16 protein-coding genes and 1 pseudogene are annotated in these 21,185 nt (G+C 52.9%); 9 read left to right on the top strand and 8 right to left on the bottom strand.

Annotated elements, in window-relative coordinates; translation table 11 throughout:
* Window positions 1-88: 88 nt before the first annotated feature.
* Window positions 89-169 (top strand): annotated as a pseudogene (locus OGV67_RS01460) (hypothetical protein); the annotation flags it as partial.
* A gap of 27 nt (window positions 170-196) precedes the next feature.
* Here the strand turns inward: OGV67_RS01460 and fabY are convergent.
* The 7 genes from fabY to OGV67_RS01425 all read right to left on the bottom strand — a co-directional run bounded on the left by fabY (window position 197) and on the right by OGV67_RS01425 (window position 8,249).
* Entirely contained in the window at window positions 197-1,138 is a 942-nt protein-coding gene (gene fabY, locus OGV67_RS01455) for a fatty acid biosynthesis protein FabY (protein ID WP_024130670.1), read from the bottom strand.
* Between the two features lie 44 nt (window positions 1,139-1,182).
* Window positions 1,183-1,620: a D-aminoacyl-tRNA deacylase gene (gene dtd, locus OGV67_RS01450; RefSeq protein WP_047459887.1), complete on the bottom strand. Its 438-nt coding sequence runs from the start codon at window positions 1,618-1,620 to the stop codon at window positions 1,183-1,185.
* The gene (locus tag OGV67_RS01445) at window positions 1,617-2,489 is read right to left on the bottom strand and encodes a virulence factor BrkB family protein (protein ID WP_286464848.1); all 873 of its coding nucleotides are present in this window, start codon (window positions 2,487-2,489) and stop codon (window positions 1,617-1,619) included. Before OGV67_RS01445 ends, dtd begins: the two co-directional genes overlap by 4 nt.
* Window positions 2,483-3,082 (bottom strand): glucose-1-phosphatase, encoded by a 600-nt coding sequence (gene yihX, locus OGV67_RS01440; RefSeq protein WP_047459890.1) that lies wholly within the window; start codon window positions 3,080-3,082, stop codon window positions 2,483-2,485. Before yihX ends, OGV67_RS01445 begins: the two co-directional genes overlap by 7 nt.
* Window positions 3,083-3,365: 283 nt before the next feature.
* Window positions 3,366-6,080, bottom strand: a complete 2,715-nt coding sequence (locus OGV67_RS01435) for an autotransporter outer membrane beta-barrel domain-containing protein (protein WP_115615284.1) — start codon at window positions 6,078-6,080, stop codon at window positions 3,366-3,368.
* A 436-nt stretch (window positions 6,081-6,516) separates the two neighbouring features.
* Entirely contained in the window at window positions 6,517-7,320 is an 804-nt protein-coding gene (locus OGV67_RS01430; protein ID WP_058668368.1) for a DeoR/GlpR family DNA-binding transcription regulator, read from the bottom strand.
* A 32-nt stretch (window positions 7,321-7,352) separates the two neighbouring features.
* On the bottom strand, window positions 7,353-8,249 hold the full coding sequence (locus OGV67_RS01425) for a sugar kinase (RefSeq protein WP_115615285.1): 897 nt from the start codon (window positions 8,247-8,249) through the stop codon (window positions 7,353-7,355).
* Window positions 8,250-8,415: 166 nt separating this feature from the next.
* Here OGV67_RS01425 and yihU point away from each other — a divergent pair, with 166 nt between their 5' ends.
* The 7 genes from yihU (at window position 8,416) to ompL (ending at window position 17,254) form a co-directional block, all read left to right on the top strand.
* Window positions 8,416-9,312 (top strand): sulfolactaldehyde 3-reductase, encoded by an 897-nt coding sequence (yihU, locus tag OGV67_RS01420; protein WP_024130674.1) that lies wholly within the window; start codon window positions 8,416-8,418, stop codon window positions 9,310-9,312.
* Between the two features lie 22 nt (window positions 9,313-9,334).
* Window positions 9,335-10,213, top strand: a complete 879-nt coding sequence (gene yihT, locus OGV67_RS01415) for a sulfofructosephosphate aldolase (RefSeq protein WP_047459903.1) — start codon at window positions 9,335-9,337, stop codon at window positions 10,211-10,213.
* A gap of 15 nt (window positions 10,214-10,228) precedes the next feature.
* Window positions 10,229-11,470, top strand: a complete 1,242-nt coding sequence (gene yihS / locus OGV67_RS01410) for a sulfoquinovose isomerase (RefSeq protein ID WP_286464847.1) — start codon at window positions 10,229-10,231, stop codon at window positions 11,468-11,470.
* Window positions 11,471-11,580: 110 nt separating this feature from the next.
* The gene (locus tag OGV67_RS01405) at window positions 11,581-13,605 is read left to right on the top strand and encodes an alpha-glucosidase (protein WP_115615286.1); all 2,025 of its coding nucleotides are present in this window, start codon (window positions 11,581-11,583) and stop codon (window positions 13,603-13,605) included.
* A gap of 45 nt (window positions 13,606-13,650) precedes the next feature.
* Window positions 13,651-15,033, top strand: a complete 1,383-nt coding sequence (locus tag OGV67_RS01400; protein ID WP_012133934.1) for an MFS transporter — start codon at window positions 13,651-13,653, stop codon at window positions 15,031-15,033.
* A 45-nt stretch (window positions 15,034-15,078) separates the two neighbouring features.
* Window positions 15,079-16,473 carry an MFS transporter gene (locus tag OGV67_RS01395; RefSeq protein WP_012133935.1) on the top strand — a complete coding sequence of 465 codons (1,395 nt, stop codon included), beginning with the start codon at window positions 15,079-15,081 and terminating at the stop codon, window positions 16,471-16,473.
* Window positions 16,474-16,561: 88 nt separating this feature from the next.
* Complete coding sequence (ompL, locus tag OGV67_RS01390; RefSeq protein ID WP_024130675.1) at window positions 16,562-17,254, top strand: porin OmpL; 693 nt, start codon at window positions 16,562-16,564, stop codon at window positions 17,252-17,254.
* A 111-nt stretch (window positions 17,255-17,365) separates the two neighbouring features.
* Here ompL and typA read toward each other — a convergent pair whose 3' ends face one another.
* Window positions 17,366-19,189, bottom strand: coding sequence for a ribosome-dependent GTPase TypA (gene typA, locus OGV67_RS01385; RefSeq protein ID WP_012133937.1), 1,824 nt, complete (start codon window positions 19,187-19,189; stop codon window positions 17,366-17,368).
* A 377-nt stretch (window positions 19,190-19,566) separates the two neighbouring features.
* Here typA and glnA point away from each other — a divergent pair, with 377 nt between their 5' ends.
* Entirely contained in the window at window positions 19,567-20,976 is a 1,410-nt protein-coding gene (gene glnA / locus OGV67_RS01380) for a glutamate--ammonia ligase (RefSeq protein ID WP_024130676.1), read from the top strand.
* The last annotated feature ends 209 nt before the right edge of the window (window positions 20,977-21,185 follow it).

The following is a 21,185-nucleotide window of genomic DNA, read 5'->3' as shown; positions in this document are numbered from 1 at the left end:
GAATTGCAACCTCGTCAGCACTCCCCGTTTCTTTTCGCTAAAAACCAGGTTATAACGCTGTATATCCATACAGATAAAGGGAGTAAAAATGGCACTGGAAAGCGGTATTGCACAGCTGGTTGAGGCGTTTATCGCTGCGGGTCGCCCCTCTTCACGGGAGCAAAATATTGGATAAAGGAGGATGACCCCCTTTATCCTACTCTTCCTCGTTGCCGCCCTCTTCATAGGGGCCAAACGGTTTTGCCGGCAATACGATATAAATACCTTCAAAAACTGCGCCTGACGTCTCGTCGCCAAACAACTCCACTTGCAGTTGCACGCGTGCTTTACGGCCTCGCGCCAGCCTGTCCAGATCGCCGCTCAACGACCCCAGATCGGCAATTGCGCTGGGTTTGCCGCTGATGGGTCTGCTGTAGCGAATATGCGCATCGGCGAGAATAATCGTACCGCCCAGATGACGCTCGCGCAGCATGAGCCAGATCAGCCCCCAGCCGGTAAGCGTTGCCAGTGAAAACAAACTCCCGGCAAACAACGTGTGGTGCGGATTCTGATTGCCCGTTTCAGGCATGGTCGTAATAAATTTCTGACCAGTGTACTGCTGAATGCGCACCCCCATTTTTTCACTTAACGGGATGTGCTCATACCAGGCCTGCTGAAGCTGCCCACACCAGTCGCCACGGTGCAGAATGTCATCCAGCGTCGCGACCGGTTTAATCATCAGAAAATGGCGAACCGGCGTGGTTTGCGGGGTCGTGATTTCCCCTTGATTCACAAAGCCAAGTTTGGCGAAGAACGCTACCGCATCTTCACGGGCGCTACAGGTGACGCGTTTTACCCCTTCCTGGCGCGCCACGGACTCCAGGGTCATCGCCATCAACGTTCCCAGCCCTTTATCCTGAACAGACGGTTCAACGGCCATGAAACGAATAGAGGCTTCGTTATCCGCATTGATATACAAACGCCCTACCGCAACCAGGTTCCCCTCTTCATCCACCACCATTTGATGATGCGCCATCGCATCCCAGGCATCGCGTTCGGAACCTTTCGGCTGGTGGAGCGGTTTGCGCAGCATTTCCCAGCGAAACTGGTAGTAACGTGCTAATTCTTCTTCTGTTTGCGGTACTCGAAGGTGATACATAGCTGTACTCTCTCTTGTTACCCGCGGCCACGCCGGAAGCTGGCTCATACCTGTAGCCAGAACGTTACGGGGCCATCATTGACCAGCGAGACCTGCATATCGGCAGCGAAACGTCCGGTTTGCGTGTTCATTTCCTGTTGGCGACAGCGCTCAACAAAGTATTCATATAGCGCTTCAGCGCGATCCGGCGCGGCGCCTCTTGAGAAGCCCGGTCGCATACCGCGTTCGGTATCGGCGGCCAGCGTAAATTGCGACACCACCAGCACGCTTCCCCCCGCCTGTTGCACGTTGAGATTCATTTTGCCTTCGGCATCGCTAAAAATTCGATAACCGAGCACGCGCTCGCACAGGCGATTCGCTTTCTGTTCGTCATCATCCCTTTCGACACCTAATAACACTAAAAGTCCCTGGCCGATTTCACCCGTCACCTCGCCCTCCACGGTGACGCTGGCACGGGTTACGCGCTGAATTAATGCAATCATGATTGGTCTGCTTCTTCTTGTTCTGCGGCTTGTTTGAGTTTGCGGTATTCCCCGAGAGTGACAGTTATTTCGGCACCAAGCAAGACGATACACCATATCCAGTACACCCAGACAAACAAAATGGGGATAACCGCCAGCACGCCGTAAATCAACTGATATGACGGGAACATGGTGATATAAAGCGCGAATCCTTTCTTTCCTGCTTCGAACAGTACCGCTGCGACAAAAGCGCCGACAACAGCATCGCGGTTTGGTACGCGCGTGGTCGGCACAATGCTGTACAGCAGCCAGAACGAAATCCAGGAGAGAATCAGAGGGAATACCCTCAGGACGTTATCGATAACCGTGTTGAGCTCGCTGGCCCAGCGCAGAGAAAGCAGATAGGAGCTGATCGCCAGGCTGGCGCCCGCCAGCAGTGGCCCCAGGGTCAGGATCATCCAGTAAACGGCGAAAGAATACACTTTTGGACGCGTGCGTTTGCTACGCCAGATGGTGTTCAGGGCGCTGTCGATGGCATACATCAGCAACAGCGCCGTGACGATCAGTCCACAAGCGCCTACCGCCGTCATTTTGTTGGAATTTGCGACGAACTGCTCAATATAACGCTGAATAACATCTCCCGTCGCCGGGATGAAGTTAGCAAAAATAAAATGGCGTAACTGGAGGCTGACGTCGGAAAACATGGGAAAGGCGGCGAAAAGCGCAAAAACGACGGCGATCAACGGCACTAACGAGAGCAACGAGACATAGGCCAGGTTCCCCGCGAGGGTGGTCATATTGTCCTCGTCAATGCGCTGCCACAACAGTTTAAGCCAGGCCCTGACTGGACGCGTATGATGCCTGGCTTTTTGATGCACGTTTTTTAGCATAACAACTTCGCGAAATAGTCCGGGATGGTCGTTTTATCCGTCACCAGAATACTGGTGATCCCCAACTGGTTAGCCCCTTCTATATTATCGGCGTTGTCGTCAAAAAAGACCGTATCGGCGGCAGAAAAACCTTCTGTCTGCAAAACATGCTGGTAAATCCGCACCTCAGGTTTACGCATGCCCAATTCCTGGGACAGATAAATATGATCGGCAGCCTGGCGAACTTCAGGGTATTCATCCGGCCAGAAGGTCGTATGCAGACGGTTGGTATTAGACAATACGACGACACGATGCCCCTGCTCGCGAAGCTTATGCATGATGTCGATAACCTCGGGCCGTAATGCGACAAATACCGCCTGCCAGCCGTGGGAAAATTGCTCATAGCTCAGCGGTAACGCCATCTCATGGCACAGCGCTTCTGCGAAGGCTTCATCAGTGATCTCCCCCCGCTCATGCTGATGAAACGCCTCTCCCATCGTAAAACTTTGCTTCAACGAAGCCAGCGGGACACGGCTCAGGTCACTCCATGCACCTAACACGCGGTTGAAGTCGATATCGACAATCACATTACCTAAATCAAAGATATAGAGCATGATCCTCTCCTTGCAAGCCGTGGATGAATAACTGTAGCGGGAAAGCAGGAGTTTGACTATGCGCCGGACAGGGAAAAAATCGACTAACGCAAACGGAAAAAAGCGATGCAATGCATCGCCTTAACACTTTTCGCCGGATGGCGGCTATGCCTTATCCGGCCTACAAAACAGCCCGTAGGCCCGGTAAGCGGTAGCGCCACCGGGCGACCTGCCGGATGGCGGCTTTGCCTTATCCGGCCTACAAAATAGTCCGTAGACCCGGTAAGCTATCCGCCGTTATGGTTCAGAAGCTGTATTTCACCCCCAACATCGCTGCGGTATCACTGTAACTGTTGTCGCCTACCTGCTGAGCTACATTCCCCCACACCTGCAAACGCGGGTTAATTTGCCCTTCCACACCAACTTTCAGCTCACCAATATTTTTGGTGCCGCTGATTTCATCCCGGATCGCCCCCATCTGGACGCTCTGGTTATGGGTATTGTGGAGCCAGTTTGCTTCAACAAACGGCTGAAACTCGCGGTCTTTGCCATCATCAATGGCGTTATGGCTCTTCAGGTATGCACGCACACCGAGTCGGGTCATCAGGTTGCCGTCAGTTTTGTCTTTCACCTGAGTGCCGTTGCTTTCACGGTGCGAGTCAGCCTGCACGTCCATCCAGGTCACCTGGGCTTTTGGCTGGAGCCAGTAACTCGTACGCTCGCTTTCGCCTATCAGGAAGGTGTATCCCCCTTCGATGGATGCCGTGATACCGTCAGATTTGTATTTTTCACTGGCAAGATGGTCACCCTGCACGGTGTTATCAAACCAGTTATAGAGCACCCAGCTATCCAGATACGTCCCGGTTTTATCCGCTTCATTCGCATACCACGTCGCATACAACCCCGCGCTGTAGCCGTTCACATGACCGCGTGAAGCGTAGCCATTATGGGTGTTATGCGTTTTACTTTTCTGATTGGCATAACCTGCCATCACACCCAGATGCCAGCGGTCGAGACTATCGCTGCTCCACTGCGCCAGGTCGCCGCCAATCTGCAATACATAGCGATTAGCCTGCGTTTTCAGTTGCTTGCTGCCATCAGTAAAGCGCATATGACCACCTACGTTACGCATCCACATGCTGGTCACTTTCTGCTCGCCCGTTAATATGTCGGTGTACTGGGTTTCACCCAGGCGATCGTGCAGACGGGTGATAAACAGCGTATTGGCGGCATAGTTGTTCGCCAGATAGCTACCAAATTCAGGGCGGTATTGATGTTCACCAGGTTCAGGCGCTGGCGGCAGCGGTGGCTCTGGTGGCGCGGGGGGATCAACAGGATCGACCGGCCCTGGCGGCGTTGGTGGTTCCACGGGATCAACCGGCCCTGGTGGTGCCGGCGGGTCCACCGGGTCAACCGGTCCCGGCGGTGTTGGTGGATCGACCGGGCCCGGGTTTTCTGGTTCCGGCTCCGGCTCAGGTTCTGGTTCTGGCTCCACCGGGCTTAGCTGGCTGGTGAGATACCAGTTGCTGGCATTTTTCACCACGTCATAGTCATAGCCGCCCGCCACAATACGTCCTGCTTTGGTGAACGTTCCGTCGGAAACGCCCTCAACGTCCACAATCTCAATGCCGTTAAGGGTCAGATCGCCCACACCGCCGATGTTATTGATGCCTACGTTGGTATTGCCGGAGGTATCCCCTTTGACGATCAGTTTATCGGTAAAAGAGTCATCGCCTTCAAGCACGGTGTTCAACACCAGTAACGCATCTGTGCCGGTGTAGTTGCCCACCACGGTCAGGGTTTTAAAGGTACTTTCGTCATCGCGGGACACGCCGTCTGCGCTATAACGTAATGTGGCCTGGTTCAGCGTCAGAGTAGAGACCACAGAGTTACCGGTCATCGTCCATTCGCTGTTTGCACCGTTTATATCCAGATCCAGCGTACCATGGTAGTTCGCGTTACTATTTTGTTGTGAAGAATCCGTTTGCCCCACAAAGCGGCTCCCCTCTTCCATCCGCAGATCCATCGTACCGCCGTAATATGCGCGTAAATTTCCTTCAATGTCGTATACGCCAGAGCCAACACTATCGGTAGCATAATCCCACGAGCGAACCAACGCCTGTGAACCATAGGCGTAAATGGCATAAGCGCCGCTATCAGTAACCTGAATTTTACTATCACCGCTAAGGTTCACCGTTGCAGAATCAGTAGATGAATACGCATAAACGCCATGTGCGCTCACGCCGGAGGTTTTCAAATCCACATTATTAAGGTTTATTAACCCTTTACGGGCCACATATACCGCATGAGCACTACGCCCTGACGTCGCGACTGATGCGGTGCCATTAACCGTAATACTCGCATCGCCTTTTGCTGTACCTGTAAATTGCGCGGGATCTCTACCTGCATAGATCCCGTATCCCGTATTCGCTCCACCAGGACCACGGGTAACAATATCAGTATCACCATGGATAATTATTGATGACTGGGCGTTATCTTTATTCGCAGACGCGTTGGCGCGTAGCCCCATTCCATTTTCAGCATCAACCGTTACATCACCATTGACTTCAACAATTGAATAATCAGCCTGTAATTCGCGACCAATATTTATTCCATCAGCACTACTTCCTGTTGCGGTAATATAGATATTATCTGCGACCAGTTTACCGCCTGCATTTTTAGAGTGGATTCCATCTGCTGCGGTGCCTGTTGTATTGATAACCAAATTTTTAAATTTATAGCCAATGTTATCAATATAGACACCCCAGCCAGTTAATCCTGAAGTGGTTCCTTCTGAGGTGGTATCAATACGGACTTCATCAAATCCACTGTAATCCCTTGCAGCTCCTCCGAGCGGATTACCATAGTGATATATAGTTGTATTGTCACAAAATAGTTGTGCGGTAGACGTGTAACTACATCCTGCTACAGCCTGCCCGCTCAACGCCAGCGCACTGGCGATACAGAGCGCGAGCTTTGCCGGGATCGGCGTTTTTTGAATAAGACGAGAAGATTTCATGAGAGCCACCTTTTCCGTAAGGCTTTTTTATTCGGATAAAAGCATCAAAGACGCGTGCATAAGATATTTATAAAAGGCGAAATCCATCCGCTCATCTTTAAATAGTTAAAGAGTCAGAGTTCAAAGGCGTAATGAATTGTCACCTTAGCAGAATAAATACAAGTATTCATTTAATCTGTCAATGTACGGCAGGGTCTCATGAGATAACAGTAAATAAAATGCACCTTATTTATTTGCATTATTCTTAATAACTATTTTTATAAAATAAAAGCATCCCCGGCAGGGAAATAAACGCCTTATAAAACAACAGCTATCAGGGTAACAATAAGCAGGCGGTTTTTATTTTAAGATTTTTATATCACCACCAGGATGATTATATATTTAGCAAGAAGGTGAAAAAGAACCGTCTAAAAAGACGGTTCTGTTTATAACCCCTTCAGACTGACGTTGCGTCATCCAGGCCTGGGCTAACCTGAACGATCTCAACCTGCTGTGACTGAAGCAGGTTATGCAATGCCGGGCCAGGGTACTCATCAGTAAACAGCGCCGTTACCTGCGACACGTTGCCAATCTCTACCGCTGCGGAAGCATGGTATTTCGTATGATCGGCAGCAAGGAGAATATGCCGGGAGTGAGCCATCATGGTTTTCACCACGCTGGCTTCATTGACGTCAAACTCCAGCAACGCGCCATCGCTTTCTATCGCACCGACGCTGGTGACAAGATAGTCCGCACGAAACCCCGCCACAAACGCCGTCGCAGAAGGGCCGATAATGCCGCTGTTATGCGGGCGAAGCGTTCCGCCGGGCACCATCACTTCAAAACGCGGATTATTGTACAGAATATGCGCCACACGCAGGCTGTTAGTGATAATGCGCAGATGATTGTGGTTTAACAGCGCCCGCGCTACCTGCTCAACGGTCGTACCAATGGTGATAAAGACCGTGGAGCCGTCTGGAATATAGTCCGCCACCGCTTCCGCGATGGCTTTTTTCTCTTCCGTCCAGGAGACTTCTCGCTGCTCAAAGGCGGTATTCACAACGCTGGAAGCCCGTCCCGCGCCACCGTGATGACGCGTAATCAATCCCTGATCGCTCAGTTTACGGATATCGCGACGCACGGTCTGCGTGGACACATCCAGCAGGCCAGCCAGTTCGTCAATATTCATGTAACCGCGCTCGCCAATCAGCGCCAGCAACTGATCATGCCGTGGGTTACCGGTCAGTTCAGTAAGACTCATGCAAATTCCTCGAAAAACCATTGCCTTACATTTTATACAAAAAGTGACAGAAAAGATCGGGTTTGATCACAGTCAGGGATTCCGGCACGCCCGCCAGGTCGGGTGCATTTCAGTGCGGCCACGCCGCTGGCAAACCTGACGGCCTCTTCGACCGGCGTTCCACCCGCCAGGCTAAAGGAGAGCGCACCGTGAAAAACATCCCCCGCGCCGGTGGTGTCGACCACCTCTACCGGGAATCCGGGTTGATGCCGGAAGACATTATCGTCTAACCAGTCGCATCCTTCACCGCCGCGCGTGACATAGACATGTCCATTTGTGAGCATTTGTGATTTTTTTAACGCGCTTACGGTATCCTGTATTCCCGTCAGGCGCGCCAGGCCCGGTTCAGAGAAGGCGGCATGATCGCTTAACGCCACCAGCTCGCTGATATCCTGTGGCGTCACATCGCCATCCAGAACCGTCATGACTCCGGCCCGGCGCGCCAGCGTGAACGCCCGTTTCGCCCCTTCATGCCAGCGAACATCCGCCAGCACCACATCCCATTGAGAAAAGTCGATCTCATTAAGCCAGTCAGCGTCATGCAATAAATCCGGGCTGGGATAATTGACGATAATCCGCTCCCCTTTCGCATCGACGATGACCGCAGACTGTGAGGACTTCGCCCCCGCGTAACGCCGGGTATAGCGGGTATTTACCCCCAGGGATTCCAGCTCCGCCAGCAGGCTGTTTCCGGTGTCGTCATCTCCCACACGCCCAATAAAGTCCACCTGCGCCCCCAGTTTCGCCGCAGCCACTGCGGCAGTTGCAGCAGGCCCGCCGCCCACTTCTGTATAACGTTTCGCCACATATTTACCTCCTTCAGTCGGTAAACCTTCAACGTAATAGATGCGATCCATCACGGTGATACCCACACAAGCAACACGAATCATGGTCATTCCTTAAGCATTTCGGGATGCGATTATTTTAATTTCGCAAAATGTTTAAAAAGTGACGGCTGTCAATTTTTTGACCATAAATTACAAATACGATCAAAAACAGACAAAATCAGCGTCACGCAAGTGACAAAAAATGACATTCACGTTTCAGGAGAACGATATGGCAGTGATTGCATTTGTCGGATTAGGCCAGATGGGTTCGCCCATGGCGAGTAATTTGCTCAAGCAGGGCCATCAGCTCAGCGTCTTTGATGTGAACCCCGACGCCATACAGACCCTGGTGGAAAAAGGCGCTCGTCCTGCCAGCAGCCCGGCGCAGGCGGCGAAAGAGGCCGAGTTTGTCATCACAATGCTGCCTAATGGCGATCTCGTTCGCAGCGTGTTATTCGGCGATCAAGGCGTTTGCGAAGGCTTGTCGCAGGACGCGCTGGTGATCGATATGTCCACCATCCATCCGCTACAGACGGACAAACTTATCGCAGATATGCGCGCCAGAGGGTTCAGCATGATGGATGTCCCGGTCGGTCGAACATCCGATCACGCCATTGCGGGGACGTTGCTATTACTGGCAGGCGGCAGCGCAGAACAGGTGGAGCGCGCAACGCCGGTACTGATGGCGATGGGCAATGAGTTGATTAACGCTGGCGGCCCCGGCATGGGGATTCGCGTAAAGCTTATCAATAACTATATGAGCATCGCGCTGAATGCGCTTTCTGCCGAAGCCGCCGCGTTATGCGAAGCGCTGGGCCTCTCCTTCGACGTCGCGTTAAAAGTGATGAGCGGAACCCCGGCAGGCAAAGGCCACTTCACCACCTCCTGGCCCAACAAAGTGCTGAAAGGCGACCTTTCTCCCTCCTTCATGATCGATCTGGCGCACAAAGACCTGGGGATTGCGCTGGATGTTGCCAACCAACTGCATGTGCCGATGCCGCTCGGCGCCGCATCCCGTGAAGTTTATAACCAGGCTCGCGCCGCCGGTCGTGGCCGGGAAGACTGGACAGCCATTCTCGAACAGGTGCGTAACAGCGCCGGATTACCGAACAAATTCAAAATGTAACGACTGAATAAAGGAAAACTGAATGAACAACTACACCATCAAAGACATTACGCGCGCATCCGGCGGCTTTGCCATGCTGGCGGTCGATCAGCGTGAAGCGATGCGCTTAATGTTTGCAGCTGCTGGTGCGAAGTCTCCTGTTGCCGACAGCGTACTGACGGATTTCAAAGTGAATGCCGCAAAAGCGCTGTCTCCTTATGCCTCCGCCATTCTGATTGACCAACAGTTCTGTTACCGCCAGGTGGTGGAGCAAAACGCGATTGCGAAAAACTGCGCCATGATCGTCGCCGCCGATGCGTTCATTCCCGGCAATGGCATTCCTGTCGATAGCGTCGTCATTGATAAAAAAATCAATCCACAAGCGATAAAGCAAGACGGCGGTAAAGCGCTAAAACTGCTGGTGCTCTGGCGTAGCGATGAAGACGCCCAACAGCGTCTTGATATGGTCAAAGAATTTAATGAGATGTGCCACAGCAATGGTCTGGTGAGCATTATCGAACCGGTTGTGCGCCCACCTCGCCGTGGCGATAAGTTCGACCGTGAACAGGCCATCATTGATGCCGCGAAAGAGTTGGGCGACAGCGGCGCGGATCTCTACAAAGTTGAAATGCCGCTGTACGGCAAAGGCGCGCAGCACGACCTTCTCGCCGCGTCACAGCGCCTGAACGAGCATATCAATATGCCGTGGGTCATCCTCTCCTCCGGTATTGATGAAAAATTGTTCCCTCGGGCGGTCAGAGTCGCAATGACCGCGGGCGCATCCGGTTTTCTGGCGGGTCGCGCCGTCTGGTCATCGGTGATTGGCCTGCCGGATACCGAACTGATGCTGCGTGATATTTCTGTGCCTAAGTTGCAGCGTTTGGGTGAGATCGTCGACGAAATGATGGCCCGCCGTCGTTAATGTGAGGATGAAAGCATGAAATGGTTTAACACGTTGAGCCACAACCGCTGGCTGGAGCAAGAAACCGATCGCATTTTTGACTTTGGGAAAAAATCCGCAGTACCTACCGGTTTCGGCTGGCTGGGAAACCAGGGACAGATCAGAGCGGAGATGGGTACGCACCTGTGGATTACCGCCCGTATGCTGCACGTTTATTCCGTTGCTGCATCGATGGGCCGTCCGGGCGCATATCAGTTAGTCGAGCATGGTATTAACGCGCTGAACGGCGCGTTACGCGATCGGCGCTACGGCGGCTGGTATGCCTGTGTAAACGATGAAGGCGTGATGGACGCGTCCAAACAGGGATATCAGCATTTCTTCGTCCTGTTAGGGGCGGCAAGCGCCGTCACCACGGGCCATCCACAGGCCAGAAAACTGCTGGATGACGCGATCGAGGTCATCGAAAAATACTTCTGGAGCGAAGAGGAGCAAATGTGCCTGGAGTCCTGGGACGAAGCCTTCAGCCAGACCGAAGATTACCGTGGCGGCAACGCCAACATGCATGCCGTAGAGGCTTTTTTGATCGTGTACGACGTGACCCACGATCGTAAATGGCTCGACCGCGCGCTGCGCATCGCCTCCGTCATTATTCACGATGTGGCCCGCAACGGCGACTACCGCGTCAACGAGCACTTCGATGCGCAGTGGAACCCCATTCGCGATTACAACAAAGATAACCCTGCCCACCGTTTCCGCGCTTACGGCGGCACGCCGGGGCATTGGATCGAGTGGGGTCGCCTGATGCTGCACCTGCATGCGGCCCTGGAAGCGCGTTTTGAAACTCCGCCCGCCTGGCTGCTGGAAGATGCCAAAGGGTTATTCCACGCCACCCTTCGCGACGCCTGGGCGCCCGATGGCGCAGACGGCTTCGTCTACTCCGTGGACTGGGACGGCAAACCGATTGTACGTGAAAGAGTACGCTGGCCGATTGTGGAAGCAATGGGCACCGCTTACGCCCTGTATACCCTCACCGGCGATAGCCAATACGAAGCCTGGTATCAGAAGTGGTGGGATTACTGCATCACTTATCTGATGGACTACGAGAACGGTTCGTGGTGGCAGGAGCTGGATACCAATAACCAGGTGACCACCAAAGTGTGGGACGGCAAGCAGGATATTTACCACCTGCTGCACTGCCTGGTGATCCCGCGCCTGCCGCTGGCGCCGGGGCTGGCGCCCACCGTTGCTGCGGGCCTGCTGGATAGCAACGCGAAATAACAATATGACATGCCGGATGGCGACGTTAAGGCGTCTTATCCGGCCGACGAGCGCCGTGCTAACCGTAGGCAAGAGCGCTGCCGTCCGGCAACATTGAGGATAGAAAACTTATGCATACCCTACACAATATCACCCTGACAACAACCGATGACGGCTTCACCCTGAGCTGGCAAGATCGTCTGTTGCTATCCCACAGCGCAGAAAATCCCTGCCTGTGGATTGGCGCCGGCGTCGCCGATATCGACATGTTTCGCGGTAATTTCAGCATAAAAGATAAGCTGAATGAGAAAATCGCGCTGACTGACGCAACGATAAGCCAGTCCCCGGATGGCTGGTTGATCCATTTCAATCGCGGCGATGCCATCAGCGCAGCGTTACACATCGCCACCGATGAGGCGGGCCGCCTGACGCTGAAACTGCAAAACAGCGCTCTTACCCATAACCGCATCTGGTTACGCCTGGCCGCCCAGCCAGAAGATCACATCTATGGCTGCGGCGAACAGTTCTCTTATTTCGATTTGCGCGGCAAGCCTTTCCCGCTCTGGACCAGCGAACAAGGCGTCGGGCGCAACAAAAACAGCTATGTCACCTGGCAGGCGGACTGCAAAGAAAACGCGGGCGGGGATTACTACTGGACCTTTTTCCCACAGCCCACTTTTGTCAGCACGCAAAAGTACTACTGCCACGTCGATAACAGCTGCTACATGAATTTCGACTTTAGCGCGCCGGAATACCATGAGCTGGCGCTATGGGAAGACAACGCCACCCTGCGTTTTGAATGCGCCGACAGCTACATCGCCCTGCTGGAAAAATTGACGGCGCTGTTAGGCCGCCAGCCGGTGTTGCCGGACTGGGTTTACGACGGCGTGACGCTCGGCATTCAGGGCGGCACCGACGTCTGCCAGCAGAAGCTGGACACCATGCGCAACGCAGGCGTGAAGGTGAATGGCATCTGGGCGCAGGACTGGTCCGGCATCCGCATGACCTCTTTCGGCAAACGCGTGATGTGGAACTGGAAGTGGAACAGCGACAACTACCCGCAGCTGGATACCCGTATCAAGCAGTGGCAAGAAGAAGGCGTGCAGTTCCTCTCCTACATCAATCCTTACGTCGCCAGCGATAAAGATCTTTGCGCCGAAGCGGCCAGACACGGTTATCTGGCAAAAGACGCTGCGGGCGATGACTATCTGGTTGAGTTCGGCGAGTTTTATGGCGGCGTCGTGGATTTGACCAATCCTGAAGCCTATGACTGGTTCAAGAATGTCATCAAGAAAAACATGATTGAGCTGGGTTGCGGCGGCTGGATGGCGGATTTCGGGGAATACCTGCCAACCGACACTTACCTGCATAACGGCGTCAGCGCGGAAATTATGCATAACGCCTGGCCGGCGCTGTGGGCGAAATGTAACTACGAAGCGCTACAAGAGACCGGCAAGCTGGGCGAGATCCTGTTCTTTATGCGTGCGGGTTATACCGGCAGCCAGAAATACTCCACCATGATGTGGGCGGGCGATCAGAACGTCGACTGGAGTCTGGACGACGGTCTCGCCTCCGTGGTGCCTGCCGCATTGTCGCTGGCGATGACGGGTCACGGTCTGCATCACAGCGATATTGGCGGTTATACCACCCTGTTCGACATGAAGCGCAGCAAAGAGCTGCTGCTGCGCTGGTGTGACTTCAGCGCCTTCACCCCGATGATGCGTACCCACGAAGGGAACCGCCCCGGCGATAACTGGCAGTTTGATGGCGACGCGGAAACCATCGCCCACTTTGCCCGTATGACAACCGTCTTTACCACCCTGAAACCGTATCTCAAACAGGCGGTGGCGCAGAACGCCAGAACCGGTCTGCCGGTCATGCGCCCGCTGTTCCTGCACTACGAGGACGATGCGCAGACTTACACCCTGAAATACCAGTATCTGCTGGGTCGCGACCTGCTGGTTGCGCCGGTCCACGAACAAGGACGCCGCGACTGGACGCTATATCTGCCTGAGGATAACTGGATCAACGCGTGGACGGGCGAAACGCTTCGCGGCGGCGAGATTACCGTGGACGCGCCGCTCGGCAAGCCTCCGGTCTTTTACCGTGCAGAGAGCGAGTGGGCATCTCTGTTTGCCTCTTTACGCACTATCTAATACGGCTCGCCCGTGGGGAAACTCACGGGCATATGGAGAAAAATAATGAGTCAAACGTCATCAAATCCGGCGACCCTACGCTTGCCGTTTAAAGAAAAACTTGCCTATGGGATGGGTGATTTAGGCTCCAATATCCTGCTGGATATTGGTACGCTTTATTTACTTAAGTTTTATACCGATGTGCTGGGTCTACCGGGCACGTATGGCGGTATTATTTTCCTGATCGCCAAATTCTTTACCGCCTTCACCGATATGGGCACCGGGATTATGCTCGACTCGCGACGTAAAATCGGCCCGAAAGGCAAGTTCCGTCCGTTCGTGCTCTATGCCGCGTTTCCGGTGACCCTGCTGGCCATCGCCAACTTTGTTGGCACGCCGTTTGAAATCACCGGTAAGACGGTGATGGCGACGGTGCTGTTTATGCTGTACGGCCTGTTCTTCAGCATGATGAACTGTTCGTATGGCGCGATGGTGCCCGCCATTACCAAAAACCCGGATGAGCGCGCCTCGCTTGCCGCCTGGCGTCAGGGCGGTGCCACGCTCGGCCTGCTGCTGTGCACCGTCGGTTTTGTTCCGGTGATGAATCTGATCGAAGGGAACGCACAGCTAAGCTATATTTTCGCCGCCACGCTGTTCTCACTGTTTGGCCTGCTGTTTATGTGGCTCTGCTACGCAGGCGTCAAAGAGCGTTATGTGGAGGTAAAACCGGTTGAAGCGACCGAAAAACCGGGGCTGCTTCAGTCGTTTCGCGCCATTGCCGGGAACCGTCCGCTGTTCATTTTATGTATCGCGAATCTCTGCACCCTGGGCGCTTTCAACGTTAAGCTGGCGATCCAGGTGTATTACACCCAGTACGTACTGAATGACCCGATCCTCCTCTCCTGGATGGGCTTTTTCAGCATGGGCTGCATTTTCATCGGCGTCTTTTTAATGCCCGGCGCGGTAAGACGCTTCGGCAAGAAAAAGGTCTACATCGGCGGCCTGCTGGTTTGGGTTATCGGCGATCTTCTCAACTACTTCTTTGGCGGCGGCTCAGTCAGTTTTGTCGCGTTTTCCTGCCTGGCGTTTTTCGGTTCAGCGTTTGTGAACAGCCTGAACTGGGCGCTGGTCTCCGACACGGTGGAATACGGTGAATGGCGCACCGGCGTGCGTTCAGAAGGAACGGTATACACCGGTTTTACCTTCTTCCGTAAGGTGTCTCAGGCGCTGGCGGGCTTCTTCCCCGGCTGGATGCTGACCCAAATCGGCTACGTGCCCAATGTGGTGCAATCGGCAGGTACTGTCGAAGGTTTGCGGCAGCTGATCTTTATTTATCCGTGCGCGCTGGCGGTGATAACCATCATCGCAATGGGGTGTTTCTACAACCTCAACGAGAAGATGTATGTCCGCATCGTTGAAGAGATAGAAGCCCGTAAACAAACGGCTTAACAATGATAATAAAGGCGCCCTTCGGGGCGTTATTGAGGAGCGATTATGTCTGACCATGATCCGCTGACGCTAAAACTGAGCCTACGGGAAAAATATGCCTATGGCATGGGTGACTTCGGCTCAAATTTGATGCTGTGTATCGGTACGCTGTATCTGCTTAAGTTTTATACCGATGAACTGGGGATGCCCGCATATTACGGTGGGATTATCTTTCTGGTGGCGAAATTCTTTACCGCATTCACCGATATGTTGACGGGAGTGCTGCTGGATTCCCGTCGTCATATTGGCGCTAAAGGTAAGTTTCGCCCTTTCATTCTGTATGCATCATTTCCTGTCGCGCTGGTTGCCAGCGCGCAGTTTCTCGCCACCGATTTTACACTGACGGTCAAAACAGCGCTGGCAACCGTACTGTTCATGCTGTTTGGCCTGTTTTACAGCCTGATGAATTGCTCATACGGGGCGATGGTGCCCGCTATCACCAGAAACCCGCATGAGCGCGCCCAACTCGCAGCATGGCGTCAGGGCGGCGCAACGCTCGGTCTGTTGCTGTGTACCGTTGGCTTTATGCCGATTCAGGCGCTCTTTACCCAGTCATCTTCTCTGGGTTATCTGGTAGCCGCGCTGATTTTCTCCGTTTGCGGCCTGTTCAGTATGTGGTGGTGTTTCAGCGGGGTGAAAGAACGGTATATCGATATCGTTCCGGCCCACCATAAGCCCAGCATTCTTAAATCCTTCTGTGCGATTTTCCGCAATCCGCCGCTGCTGGTGCTCTGCGTGGCCAACTTATGTACGCTGGCCGCGTTTAACATCAAACTGGCGATTCAGGTCTATTACACCCAGTACGTGCTGAACGACATCCATTTGCTGTCATGGATGGGATTTTTCAGTATGGGGTGCATTCTGGTCGGCGTACTGCTGGTGCCCGTAACCGTAAAACGGTTTGGGAAAAAGCAGGTCTATCTCGGCGGCCTGACGCTGTGGGCTATCGGCGATGTGCTGAACTTTCTCTGGGGTGGAACCTCTTTCCTGTTCGTGATCTTCTCCTGCATGGCGTTTTTCGGCACCGCGTTCGTTAACAGCCTGAACTGGGCGCTGGTTCCTGATACGGTCGATTACGGCGAATGGAAAACAGGCATTCGTGCGGAAGGGTCGGTCTATACCGGTTATACCTTCTCACGAAAAATTTCTGCGGCGCTGGCGGGTTTCTTGCCCGGCATTATGCTGACGCAAATTGGCTACGTGCCGAACATAGCGCAAAGCGCGGAGACGTTACTTGGCCTGCGTCAGCTGATATTTCTCTGGCCATGCGGCCTGGCGATTATCGCCGCTCTCACAATGGGCTTTTTTTATAAGCTCAATGAAAAACGTTTTGCTTTTATTATTGAGGAAATTAGCCAACGAAAGAAACAATCGATACAAACCGGCGTTGTAAGCCATTAAAAAACCTCTGTTCTAATTAAATAAAATAATTGCCGCTCTATCCATTTCGATGGATAGCGGCTCCCTACGCTTAAAAAATGGATTTACTATGAAAACGTTGAACACAATAATGCTGTTATCCTCTGTTATCTCCACTTCTGTTTTTGCGGGCGCTTATGTGGAAAACCGCGAAGCCTATAATCTGGCATCCGATCAAATGGAATTCATGCTGCGCGTTGGCTACAACTCCGATATGGGGGCTGGAATTATGTTAACCAACACCTATACGCTACAGCGTGATGATGAATTAAAGCATGGCTATAATGAAATTGAGGGTTGGTATCCGTTATTTAAACCGACGGACCGGTTAACCATTCAACCCGGTGGTCTGATAAACGATAAAAGCATCGGTTCTGGCGGCGCTGTTTATCTGGATGTCAATTATAAATTCACGCCGTGGTTTAACCTGACGGTTCGTAACCGTTACAACCATAATAACTACAGTTCTACTGATTTAAATGGTGAATTAGATAATAACGATAGCTATGAAATCGGCAACTACTGGAATTTCATCATTACTGATAAATTTTCTTATACCTTTGAGCCACACTATTTTTATAATGTGAATGATTTTAACAGCAGCAACGGAACCAAACACCACTGGGAAATTACCAATACTTTCAGATACCGGATTAACCAGAACTGGCTGCCGTACTTAGAGTTACGTTGGTTGGATCGCAATGTGGAGCCCTACCATCGGGAGCAAAACCAGATTCGTGTCGGGGTAAAATATTTCTTCTGAACAGGATAATAAAAAAGCCGCTGAAATCAGCGGCTTTTTGTTGCCGGATGGCGGCTAACGCCTTATCCGGCCTACGAATCGGAGTTATCAGGCCGATTTTGTAAGCCCGTATTACTCTTCTTTCGCGCCGCGCATTGCACGACGACGATCGTTTTCCGTCAGGTGACGTTTACGAATACGGATAGAGGTTGGAGTCACTTCTACCAGTTCGTCGTCATCGATGAACTCCAGAGCCTGCTCCAGGGTCATCTTGATCGGCGGAACCAGAACCGTTGCTTCGTCAGTACCAGACGCACGCATGTTGGTCAGTTTCTTACCGGTCAGGCAGTTTACGGTCAGGTCGTTAGAACGGCTGTGAATACCGATGATCTGGCCTTCGTAAACTTCCGCGCCGTGACCCAGGAACAGCTTACCGCGATCCTGCAAACCGAACAGTGCGAACGCAACCGCTTTACCCTGACCGTTGGAGATCAGTACGCCGTTCTGACGCTGGCCCACTTCGCCCGGACGGATATCGTCGTAGTGGCTGAAGGTGGAGTACAGCAGACCCGTACCGGAGGTCATGGTCATGAACTCTGAACGGAAACCGATCAGACCTCGGCTTGGGATCACGTAGTCGAGACGTACGCGGCCTTTGCCATCTGGATTCATGTTTTTCAGGTCGCCTTTACGCTCGCCCAGCGCCTGCATCACAGAACCCTGGTGCTGCTCTTCGACGTCCAGCGTGACGTTTTCGTACGGCTCTTGTTTACGGCCGTCGATTTCGCGGAAGATAACTTTCGGACGGGAAACCGCCATCTCGAAACCTTCACGACGCATGTTTTCAATCAGAACGGACAGGTGCAGTTCACCACGACCGGATACACGGAACGCGTCCGCATCTTCGGTTTCTTCAACGCGCAGCGCAACGTTGTGTACCAGTTCTTTGTTCAGACGCTCAAGGATCTGACGAGAGGTCACGTATTTACCTTCTTTACCGCAGAACGGAGAGGTGTTTACGCAGAAGAACATAGAAACGGTCGGCTCATCAACAGACAGCGCTGGCAGCGCTTCAACATTCTGCGGATCGCAGATGGTGTCGGAGATGTTCAGCTCGCCCAGACCGGTGATTGCAATGATATCGCCCGCTTCCGCCAGGTCGCTATCAATACGTTCCAGACCCAGGTGAGTCAGCACTTTGCCCACTTTACCGTTACGGGTTTTGCCTTCGCTATCGATGATAGTGATCTGCTGGTTCGGCTTCACTTTACCGCGCTTGATACGACCAATGCCGATAACGCCAACATAGTTGTTGTAGTCCAGCTGAGAGATCTGCATCTGGAGCGGGCCGTCCAGGTCAACGTCCGGTGCCGGTACGTGGTCAACGATCGCCTGATACAGCGGGGTCATGTCTTCCGCCATATCTTCGTGATCCAGACCTGCGATACCGTTCAGCGCCGAAGCGTAGATGATCGGGAAGTCCAGCTGTTCGTCGGTCGCGTCGAGGTTAACGAACAGGTCGAATACCTGGTCTACAACCCAGTCAGGGCGCGCGCCAGGACGGTCAACTTTGTTGATAACAACAATCGGCTTCAGGCCATGAGCAAAGGCTTTTTTGGTCACGAAGCGCGTCTGCGGCATCGGGCCGTCAAATGCGTCAACCACCAGCAGCACGGAGTCTACCATGGACATTACACGTTCAACTTCACCACCGAAGTCGGCGTGTCCTGGGGTATCAACGATGTTGATACGGTAATCATTCCATTTGATAGCAGTGTTTTTAGCGAGGATGGTAATCCCACGCTCTTTCTCCAAATCGTTGGAGTCCATCACACGCTCTTGAGTTTCGGCACGCGCATCAAACGTACCGGATTGCTGTAGCAGCTTATCGACCAGGGTAGTTTTACCGTGGTCAACGTGCGCGATGATGGCGATGTTACGCAAATTTTCGATCACAACTTTGCCTCAGGCATTAGAAATAGCGCGTTATTGTACACGGATTAATCGCACTACAAAACAGGATCACAGAGATCCTCCGCAAACAAGTATTGCAGAGTTTCTTTGTGATCGCTTTCACGGAGCGTTAAAAGGGTCACTCACTGTCCATTGCACCAACATGGTGCTTAATGTTCGCATTAAAGCACTATATTGGTGCAACATATCCACTATGGTGCGGCCCTTTTGCACGATGGTGCGCATGATAACGCCTTTTAGGGGCAATTTAAAAGTTGGCACAGATTTCGCTTTGTATTTTTTACGGCGACACGGCCAATTTTTGCAGAATTGAAGACTTCGTTACCACGACGACAATGACCAATCCGGGAGAGTTAAGTATGTCCGCTGAACACGTTTTGACGATGCTGAATGAGCATGAAGTGAAGTTTGTTGATTTGCGCTTCACCGATACCAAAGGTAAAGAACAGCACGTCACGATTCCTGCTCATCAGGTGAATGCCGAATTCTTTGAAGAAGGCAAAATGTTTGACGGCTCCTCGATCGGTGGCTGGAAAGGTATCAACGAATCCGACATGGTTCTGATGCCGGACGCATCCACTGCGGTCATTGACCCGTTCTACGCTGATTCTACGCTGATTATTCGTTGCGACATCCTGGAGCCAGGCACCCTGCAAGGTTACGATCGCGACCCGCGTTCCATCGCCAAGCGCGCGGAAGAGTACCTGCGCTCTACCGGCATCGCAGACACCGTTCTGTTCGGGCCAGAGCCAGAGTTCTTCCTGTTTGACGATATCCGCTTCGGTTCTTCTATCTCCGGTTCCCACGTCGCTATCGACGATATCGAAGGCGCATGGAACTCCTCCACCCAGTACGAAGGTGGCAACAAAGGTCACCGTCCGGCAGTAAAAGGCGGTTACTTCCCGGTTCCGCCGGTAGACTCTTCTCAGGACATCCGTTCTGAAATGTGTTCCGTTATGGAGCAAATGGGTCTGGTTGTAGAAGCTCACCACCACGAAGTGGCAACCGCAGGTCAGAACGAAGTGGCAACCCGCTTCAACACCATGACCAAAAAAGCGGACGAAATTCAGATCTACAAATACGTTGTGCACAACGTCGCTCACCGTTTCGGTAAAACCGCGACCTTTATGCCAAAACCGATGTTCGGCGATAACGGTTCCGGTATGCACTGCCACATGTCCCTGTCCAAAAACGGGACTAACCTGTTCTCCGGCGACAAATATGCGGGTCTGTCTGAGCAGGCGCTGTACTACATCGGCGGCGTAATCAAACACGCAAAAGCGATCAACGCCCTGGCGAACCCGACCACTAACTCCTACAAACGTCTGGTTCCGGGTTATGAAGCACCGGTCATGCTGGCCTACTCCGCCCGTAACCGTTCTGCCTCTATCCGTATTCCGGTTGTTGCCTCTCCGAAAGCGCGTCGTATCGAAGTGCGCTTCCCGGACCCGGCTGCGAACCCGTACCTGTGCTTTGCCGCTCTGCTGATGGCGGGTCTTGACGGTATTAAGAACAAGATCCACCCAGGCGAAGCGATGGACAAAAACCTGTATGACCTGCCGCCGGAAGAAGCGAAAGAGATCCCACAGGTTGCAGGCTCTCTGGAAGAAGCGCTCAACGAGCTGGATATTGACCGTGAATTCCTGAAAGCAGGCGGCGTGTTCACTGATGAAGCGATCGACGCGTACATCGCCCTGCGCATTGAAGAAAATGACCGCGTGCGCATGACGCCGCACCCGGTAGAGTTTGAGCTGTACTACAGCGTTTAATCGTTGAGTTGCCGTGGAACTTTTAGCCTGTTCAGGCAGGTTTGAGATTGATGGCGAATGATAAGACGCCTGATGGCGCAAGCTTATCAGGCCTACCGGTAACATCACCTTGTAGGCCGGATAAGGCAAAGCCGCCATCCGGCACAACGTTTGCCACTCATCTGTAGCCCATCACACGATGGGCTTTTTTCTCCACCAACGTTCTGATC

This window comes from Citrobacter sp. CK188, assembly GCF_030333525.1.
GTDB lineage: Bacteria > Pseudomonadota > Gammaproteobacteria > Enterobacterales > Enterobacteriaceae > Citrobacter_B > Citrobacter_B koseri.
This window is presented reverse-complemented; position numbering and strand designations above follow the sequence as displayed.